At 59.6% G+C, this 8,551-nt stretch carries 7 protein-coding genes; 4 read left to right on the forward strand and 3 right to left on the reverse strand.

Features of this window, described 5'->3' with window-relative positions:
• From ABYO54_RS10440 to ABYO54_RS10450, 3 genes are all read right to left on the reverse strand, one after another.
• A partial coding sequence (locus ABYO54_RS10440; RefSeq protein WP_372808189.1) for a S26 family signal peptidase occupies nt 1-745 on the reverse strand: 745 nt, incomplete at its 3' end.
• A 56-nt stretch (nt 746-801) separates the two neighbouring features.
• The gene (lepA, locus tag ABYO54_RS10445; protein WP_372808190.1) at nt 802-2,607 is read right to left on the reverse strand and encodes a translation elongation factor 4; all 1,806 of its coding nucleotides are present in this window, start codon (nt 2,605-2,607) and stop codon (nt 802-804) included.
• Nucleotides 2,608-2,759: 152 nt separating this feature from the next.
• On the reverse strand, nt 2,760-3,590 hold the full coding sequence (locus ABYO54_RS10450) for a tetratricopeptide repeat protein (protein ID WP_372808191.1): 831 nt from the start codon (nt 3,588-3,590) through the stop codon (nt 2,760-2,762).
• 184 nt (nt 3,591-3,774) lie between these two features.
• Between ABYO54_RS10450 and ABYO54_RS10455 the strand changes: the two genes are divergently transcribed.
• The 4 genes from ABYO54_RS10455 to ABYO54_RS10470 form a co-directional block, all read left to right on the forward strand.
• Entirely contained in the window at nt 3,775-5,484 is a 1,710-nt protein-coding gene (locus tag ABYO54_RS10455; protein ID WP_372808192.1) for a GspE/PulE family protein, read from the forward strand.
• Nucleotides 5,485-5,494: 10 nt separating this feature from the next.
• Nucleotides 5,495-6,586: a type II secretion system F family protein gene (locus ABYO54_RS10460; RefSeq protein ID WP_372808193.1), complete on the forward strand. Its 1,092-nt coding sequence runs from the start codon at nt 5,495-5,497 to the stop codon at nt 6,584-6,586.
• A 15-nt stretch (nt 6,587-6,601) separates the two neighbouring features.
• Nucleotides 6,602-7,903, forward strand: coding sequence for a histidine kinase dimerization/phospho-acceptor domain-containing protein (locus ABYO54_RS10465; protein ID WP_372808194.1), 1,302 nt, complete (start codon nt 6,602-6,604; stop codon nt 7,901-7,903).
• Nucleotides 7,878-8,551 (forward strand): sigma-54-dependent transcriptional regulator (locus tag ABYO54_RS10470; RefSeq protein WP_372808195.1); only part of this gene is annotated, 674 nt, incomplete at its 3' end. The genes ABYO54_RS10465 and ABYO54_RS10470, both read left to right, overlap by 26 nt.

The following is an 8,551-nucleotide window of genomic DNA, read 5'->3' on the forward strand; positions in this document are numbered from 1 at the left end:
GGTCGATGTGGCGGGTATCGAACACGGCGATGTCGCCGCGCTCGGGACTCATGAAGTTGTATTTCAGCTTGTTGACCAGAATGTGGTCGCCGGCAATCACCTTTGCCGAGGCAATCACATCGCCCTTGCGATACGTTTGGGGAATCAGAATGCGAGCCCGGTGCTCGACCTGCTCATAGACGAATTCGCGCATGAAAGACGGCAGCTTGTGGTCCACCCCACCAATGGTCACGATGATTTTGTCCCGATCCTCCCGGAGGTTTTCGAGCGGCCCGGAAACCGTTGCGCGGTATTCCTTATAGGAGGTGCCGGTCACCAACCACTTGAAGAACTTGATCGGCTGCTTGTCGGTTATGTTGCCGCCCAGCTGCATCTCGGTCGTGATGCCGTTGTGGGTCGGCTGCATCGAGCCGGTCGGGATCTTGAACGGCTGGAAAAAGAACGCGCGGATCGCCATGGCGGCGCCGAGAGCCACAATGATGACCTCGACGTTTTCGCGAATGCCGGTGCGGTTTTCGTTGGGATAAACCTTGTCCGAAGCCACTTCCAGCCGGGCGAGCGCCTCGTCGAGGTCATCGCTCCCGCCCGCCTTGCGGATATCGCGCACGACCGCCTCGGCGGCGAGCAGCGCTTCGAGATCCTTCGGGTTGGCGATATCCTCGCGCATGTGCCGCGCGTGCCGCGCCATGTTGAGGTATTCCTTGAGCTGCTTGCGCAGCTTTCGCTTCTTCAAAATTCCAATCATGGGGAATCCTTCACGTAACGGGCAACCCGCGCTGCGCAAACAACGGGGTTTACGAATTACTGATTATTCGTCTTGAGCACGGCAATGAACGCTTCCTGCGGAATATTCACCTTGCCGATGGCCTTGAGCTTCTTTTTGCCTTCCTTCTGGCGCTCGAGCAATTTGCGCTTGCGGGAGATGTCGCCGCCGTAGCACTTCGCCGTCACGTCCTTGCGGTAGGCGCGGATCGTTTCGCGGGCGATAATCTTGCCGTTGACCGCCGCCTGCAGCGCGACCGCGAAGGCCTGGCGCGGAATGACGTCGAGCAACGACTTGCACATCTGCCGCCCGCGGTACTCGGCTTTGGTGCGATGCACGATGCTCGAGAAGGCATCCACCACCTCGCCATGGATCATGACATCCATCCGCACGAGCTCGGACGGCTGGTAGTTCGCATATTCGTAGTCCATCGAGGCGTAGCCGCGGCTAATCGTTTTCAACCGGTCGTAGAAATCGATCAGCACTTCGTTGAGCGGCATGTGGCAGGTGAGCATCACGCGGTGGCCGTCGATCGAGTCGGTCTTCACGATCTGCCCGCGGCGATCCATGATCAGCGCCATCATGTCGCCGAGATAATCGGTCGGGCAGATGATCGTGGCGTTGATCATCGGCTCCTCGATGTGCTCGATGGTGGTGGGATCGGGCAGATACATCGGGTTGTCGACCTCCAGCACGTCGCCGTTCTTCAGCACCACGCGGTATTCCACGTTGGGATAGGAGGAGATGATGTCGAGATTGAACTCGCGGCGCAGCCGCTCCATGATGATTTCCATGTGCAGCAACCCCAGGAAGCCGCAGCGGAAACCGAAGCCGAGCGCAATGGAGGATTCGGCCTGATAGGAGAACGATGCGTCGTTGAGGCGCAGCTTGTCCATGCTCGCGCCCAGCTTTTCATAGTCGGACGTCTCCACCGGATAGATGCCGGAGAACACCATCGGATGGATCTCCTTGAATCCGGGAAGCGCGTCGGGCGCGGGCGACTTCGCAAGCGTGAGCGTGTCGCCGATCTGGATTTCGGAGGCATCCTTGATATTGGCGATCACATAGCCGACGGACCCCTCCTTCAACACCTTGCACTTTTGCATTTCCGGGGTGAAAATGCCGACTTCCTTGATTTCGTAATCCTGGCACGAGCTCATCACCCGCACCTTGTCGCCCGCCTTCAGCGCGCCCGAAAAGAGGCGCATGTAGACCACGACGCCGCGGAACGCATCGTATTTGGAATCAAAAACGAGTGCCCGGGTGAATTGGTCCTTCGCCGGCGTCGGCGGCGGGAAGCGCTCAACGACCGCTTCGAGCACCGCTTCGATGCCGATGCCCTTCTTGGCGCTAATCTGCAGGGCGTCGGTGGCTTCGATGGCGAGGATGTCCTCGATCTGCTGGCACACCTCATCGACATTCGCATTCGGCATCTCGATTTTGTTGAGCACCGGAATGATGGCGAGGCCGTTGTCGTTGGCCAGATAGGTGTTGGAAACGGTCTGCGCTTCCACGCCCTGCGAGGCATCCACCACGAGAATCGCGCCTTCGCAGGCCTGCAAGGAGCGGGACACCTCGTAGGAAAAGTCGACATGGCCGGGGGTGTCGATGAGGTTGAAGGTGTAGGTTTCACCATCCTTCGCCTTGTATTTCATCGTGACCGGATGCGCCTTGATGGTAATGCCGCGTTCGCGTTCGAGATCCATCGAGTCGAGCAACTGCTCCTTCATCTTGCGCTGCTCCACCGTGGCGGTAAGCTCCAGCATGCGGTCGGCCAGCGTCGATTTGCCGTGGTCGATGTGGGCGATGATTGAGAAATTTCGGATTAAACTAAGGTCGTTCATATAGTTGCAAAAAGGTTCCGGGCACAGCTGTCCCACAAAAAATGAGCGCACAAGCTACCTGAGCCCCGCCCGCTCGTCAAGCGCGCGGGGGCGCTCCCCGATGGTGGATCCTGCGGGCCGGAACCCGAACGGCGCCGATGCGCGCCGGCAACCTAGGCGGGAGCATCCAGCGCCCGGAGCTTGTCCAAGGCGGCATCGTAGTCGGCGGGTTCGACTAAAAACGTGTGGCAGCAGTGGCCGCTTTCGTTCTCAACTTTGTCGACCAGCATGTTATTGAAGGGGTTGAGCACCCCGACCAGCAGATCGTTGCCGAAAAAAGCGAATGGCAACGCACCGTCGTGCACCGCAACATCCAGCGGCAGGGAGGCCGCCGCCTTTTTATCGAGTTCGAAGTTTTTGAGTCTCAGCGTCGGGACGCCGGAACGGCTCGACATATAATCGACCACCTGCCCCATATGGGTAAATCCACGATCATGGAGCACGTGCAGAACGCTGGCCGGCACGTTGAGTTCCTTGGTGGAGATTTCCGTGAGGTCGTGCAAAACGCTGGAATATTCCTCTTGGGAAAGCTGGTTCTCTTCATAAAGGCGCCAGGCCAATGCCAGCTCCTCGTTGATATCGAGCTCGCACCGCGGCCCGCCCGCATCGTCTCCGTCATCCGCCGGAGACTGCGTCGAGTGGGCCGGTTGCTCCCGGAAGAGGGTCCGAAGCCGGGCAATCTGGGCCGCCACCTCGGAAGGATGGCTATCTTCAAAATTGGGAAGCTCCTGACCGATGTAGGCCAGCACCCCCTCCTCTCGCCCGGTCAATGCCACTTCGATCATGCGACTGAGATAGTCGAAGGCCCGATCGATGTTTCCTGCCCGCAAATAGGCATTATACAACGCCTTCAGCGCTTCGGGGTCCTGAGGCATAACCTCGAGGATCTGCTCGAGCATCGCGACGCTGTTGGCCAGATTTTCTGCGGAATGTTGTGCTGCCATAAATAACTCCTCATTGAACGCCTGGATTATAGCAAGTTGCAGGCCAGCTCCACCGCAACCGCCTCGTTTTTCCCTCGCCGCTGCCCTGGCGGCGGCCCGGTCGCGCCCCGAAACCGCGCTCCGCGGCAAGTTCGGCATGGGTTTTGCTTATACTGGGACAATTCTTTTTAACGGATGTGGAACTATGACGACTAGCGCGAAGAGCCTAATGGATTGCCTGAAACAGATTCGTCCCATCGAGGCGGATGTGTTCACGACGGCGGAACGGGAAGCGGAACAAAACCGCGTGCCGCTCGAACAGATATTGATCGAACAGGGCGCGGTATCGCAAACCGACATGGCCTTGGCGACGGCCAAATACCTGGACATTCGCCCGATCTCCCTCGCCGCCTTCTCGCCGGACCGCTCGCTGGTGGAGCTGATGCCGAAGGAAAAGTGGCAGGAGCTCAAGGCGCTGCCCATCTCCAAGACCGCCACCCGCCTCACGCTCGCCATGGCCGACCCGTTCAACATCGTGGCACGCGAAACCATCGCTTCGAAAACCAACCTGGAGCTCGTGCCCTTGGTCGCGCTTGAAAAGGAGGTCGAAGCGGCGCTCGAGTCGATGGCCGACAAATCAGGCCAGGCGCTCGAAGATATCCTGAAGGACATGGCCGGCGAGAGCGAAGTCGAGGTGGGCCAAGACAGCTTCGAAGAGGCCAGCCTCGACGAAATGCTCGAAACCGCCGGCGAGGCCCCGGTGATCCGCATCGTCAACTCGATTTTGATCGAGGCCCTGCGCAAAGGGGCGTCGGACATCCATATCGAGCCGATGGAGCGAACGCTACGCCTGCGCAACCGCATCGACGGCGTCCTATACGAATCGTCCAGCCCGCCCAAGAGCATGCAGAACGCCGTTACCTCCCGCCTCAAGATCATGTCGCAGCTCGACATTGCGGAGCGGCGCATCCCGCAGGACGGCCGCTTCAAGATCAAGGCCCTCGGCAAGGAGGTCGACGTCCGCGTGAGCATCTTGCCGACGGTACACGGCGAAAAGGTGGTTATGCGTATTCTCGACAAGACCGCGCTGGCACCGAACCTCAATGCCCTCGGCCTCGACCAGCTTTCGCTCGACAACTTCACCTACGCCCTCGCCCAGCCGTATGGCATGATTCTCGTGACGGGCCCGACGGGAAGCGGTAAAACGACCACGCTCTATTCCGCGTTGCAGGAACTCAACAACACCGGAACGAACATCATCACCACCGAAAACCCGGTCGAATACCAGCTCGATGGCGTCAACCAGGTACAGATCAACCCGGCCGTCGGCCTCACCTTCGCCGCGGCGCTGCGCTCGATTTTGCGCCAGGACCCGGACGTGGTCATGGTCGGGGAAATCCGCGACGGCGAAACGGCGACGATCGCGGTGGAAGCCGCGCTGACGGGCCACATGGTTTTGAGCACCCTGCATACGAACGATGCCGCCGGGGCAATTGCCCGTCTGGTCGATATGGGCATCGAACCGTTCATGCTCTCCTCGTCGTTGCTACTGACGCAGGCCCAGCGGCTCTACCGCAAGCTTTGCCCGGTCTGCAAAAAGGAGATCGACCTCCCTCTCGAAACCCTCAAGAAGAGCCGCATCGATCCGGCCACGATGGAAGGAACCCGCTTTTACCAAAAGACGGGCTGCCCCAAATGCAACAACATCGGCTACAAAGGCCGCGGCGGCATCATGGAAATCCTGCTGGTCAACGACGCCATCCGCAAAACCGTCTTGACCAACTCCGAAGCGGACGCAATCAGCAAGATCGCCATTGAAAACGGCATGCGGACCCTGCGCGAAGCGGGGCTCGCCCGCGTCCGCGAAGGACTGACTTCGATCGAGGAAATCATGCGCGTAACCAGCGAACACTAAAAGGACAGCCATGGCAAAGGAACAAATCAAAGCAAAGGGCGGCAAACCGATCGTGCGCGGCGCGCGCAAAATCAGGATGAAGGAACTCTCCGTTTACACCCGGCAGGTGTCGGCCATGCTATCGGCCGGCATGCCGCTGGTGCAAACGCTCGCCGCCATGGAACAGCAGACCGCAGACAAGAATTTCAGGCCGGTCATTCTGGGCATCCGCACCCGGATCGAGGGCGGCGCCATGTATTCCGAAGCGCTCGCCTACTATCCCTCCATCTTCGACGATCTCTATATCAGCATGATGCGCGCCGGGGAAGTCGGCGGCATCCTCCCCGACACCTGCTCCCGCGTCGCATCCTTCCTGGAAGCAAGCAACAAACTGCGCGCCAAGGTCAAATCGGCCATGATGTACCCCACCGTCGTGATCATTGTCGCCCTGTCGCTGTCGACGGCCCTGATCATGTTCGTGGTGCCGGTCTTCGTGGCCATGTTCGCCGACTTCGACGCCGACCTGCCGGCGCTGACCCAGGCCCTGCTCGACATAAGCGATTGGCTGAAGTCGTATTGGTACATCGCCATCGCGGCGATCGGCGGAACCATCTACGGGCTGAAACGCTACTACAAAACCGACAAGGGGCAATACAACATCGACCTCATCAAGCTCAAGTTCCCGATCCTCGGCGAATTGGCCACCAAACTTTCGGTCAGCCGCTTCGCCTCCACCTTCGCGCAGCTGATGCACAGCGGCGTGCAGATCATCGAGTCGCTCGAAATCGTCTCGCTCGCCACGGGCAACCGGGTCATCGGCGATTCGCTGGCCAACGCGCGCAAGACGATCGAAGAGGGCCAACCGCTTTCCGCGGCGCTCGAACCCAACAAACACTACCCGCGCATGCTCATCCACATGCTCTCGGCCGGGGAACAAACCGGCCAGGTCGAGGAGATGATGGACAAGGTGGCCGAGTTCTACGACAACGAAGTCGAGACCATGGTGAGCGGTCTGACCTCCATGATCGAACCGCTGCTCATGGTCTTCATCGGCGCCGTCATCGGCACCATCGTGGTGGCCATGTTCCTGCCGATCTTCAAGATGAGCGAAATCGTGATGTAGGGCCGGGGGCCGGAAATGATAGCGAACGAACAAACCGCACCTTGGCCAAAACTGGCGGCGATCCTGCTGAGCCGCCTCGGCTTCCTATGGCTGCTGGTGCTGGCCTCCCTGCTGCTGCCCAACGACGATGCGGCGTTCTATGCCCTCATGGGGGTCGCCTTCATCGTCACCATCCCCTATTCGCTCTGGCTCCGCAGCAAGCTAAAGAGCACCGAATTCGCGCCGCTCCAGTTCGTGATCGACCTGCTGCTGGTCACGGGGCTGGTCTACTTCACGGGCGGAATCCGCAGCCAGCTGACGCTGCTCTACCCTCTCGTCATCCTCTCGGCCGGAATCGTGGGGACCCCGAAGCAAGCCGTGGAAATCACCGTGCTGGCGATCATCACCTACATCCTGATGGCGACATTGCTCTCGAACAAAATGCTGGTGGAATATGTGCCCACGGGGATTCCGTTGCTGGCGAAATCGACCAGCGCCACCCTGCTGCTGCGCAGCCTGACCTTCGCCGCCTTTGGCGCGGCCAGTTGCTACATCGCCAAGCGTTGCATCCTCACCGACACCCAGGAAAACGAGCTGGCCCGCACCACCGCCACCCTGCTCGAGCACATTCCGGAGCCGGCGCTGCTGATCGACCGCGACGGCAAGATCGTGTTCGCCACCCCGGCGGCCGTCGACCTGTTCGGCATCGAACTGGAGCAACTGAAAAACAACACCTTCACCGACCTGCTGGTCGCGGAGGCCGAGCCCATCCCCGAATCGTACGGCAAGGCCGCCTATTTCCGGCGCACCGGAAACGGACCGCTACCGGCCGGCTACCGTTCGGCCGACCTCGCACTCCCCGAAACCGCCCTCTTGGGCAAGGACGGCCGCAAAAACGAAACGATCGCCCTCAGCCTCGTTTGCTTTACCGATCTCTCGGCCGCCCTTGCAAACGCAAACATGCTCGGCCGCCTCGAACGGATCCATTCGGCCAACCGCATCGCCGGGGACCTGGCACATGAAATCCGCACGCCGCTCACGGCCATCTCCGCCTCCGTCCAACTGCTTAAGAGCTACGAGGAAAAAGCCTCCGCCGCCGACTGGCTACCCAACAGCCCCCGGCGAATCGACCGCATCGAATTGTTCGATCACATCGAAGATGCATCGCGCAGAATGGACATCGCCATCCGCCATTTCGTCGACTTCGCAACCTTCTCCCCCAGCGATCTAATGTCCATCATTAAGCTTGACTCCCCCCAAGAAAATAAGGGTTATATGGGACAACTGAAGACTATAGGGAGAGGCTTAAAGAATGGCAAAAATACTCATTGCGGATGACGATCCAACGATTCTCAGCTTACTGAACAAAATTCTTATTTCAAAAGGGTACGAAGTGCAGCTCGCCGAACACGGCGGCGTGGCCGAAAAACTGCTCAAATCCGAAAAATTCGACCTGCTGATTTCCGACATTAAAATGGATCCGGTCGATGGCATGCAGCTGTTGCGCAGAACCCGCCAGCTCCGGCCGCACGTGGGCGCCATCATGCTCACCGCCTACGCCACGGTCGCCACCGCCGTCGAAGCCATGAAAGAAGGGGCCTTCGACTACATCCCGAAACCCTTCAAGATCGACGAGCTGCTTGCAACCGTGAAACGCGCGCTCGACTACCAAAAATCGTTGCAGGAACAGATCGGCGGCGATAGCCATATCGAGGCCAAAAAGTTTTTCGGCAACATCGTTGCCGAGAGCGACCAGATGATCAACGTCTGCGAAATGATCAAGCGCGTCGCCCCGACCAAGACCACCATCATGATCACGGGCGAAAGCGGAACCGGCAAAGAGTTGGTCGCCGAGGCCGTCCATAGCTACAGCGCCCGCTCCGAAGGGCCCTTCATCCCCGTCAACTGTGCGGCATTGCCCGAAAACCTGATCGAATCCGAACTCTTTGGCCATACCAAAGGCGCGTTCACCGGCGCCAGCGCCAC

Source organism: Pontiella sp. (assembly GCF_041622395.1).
GTDB lineage: Bacteria > Verrucomicrobiota > Kiritimatiellia > Kiritimatiellales > Pontiellaceae > Pontiella.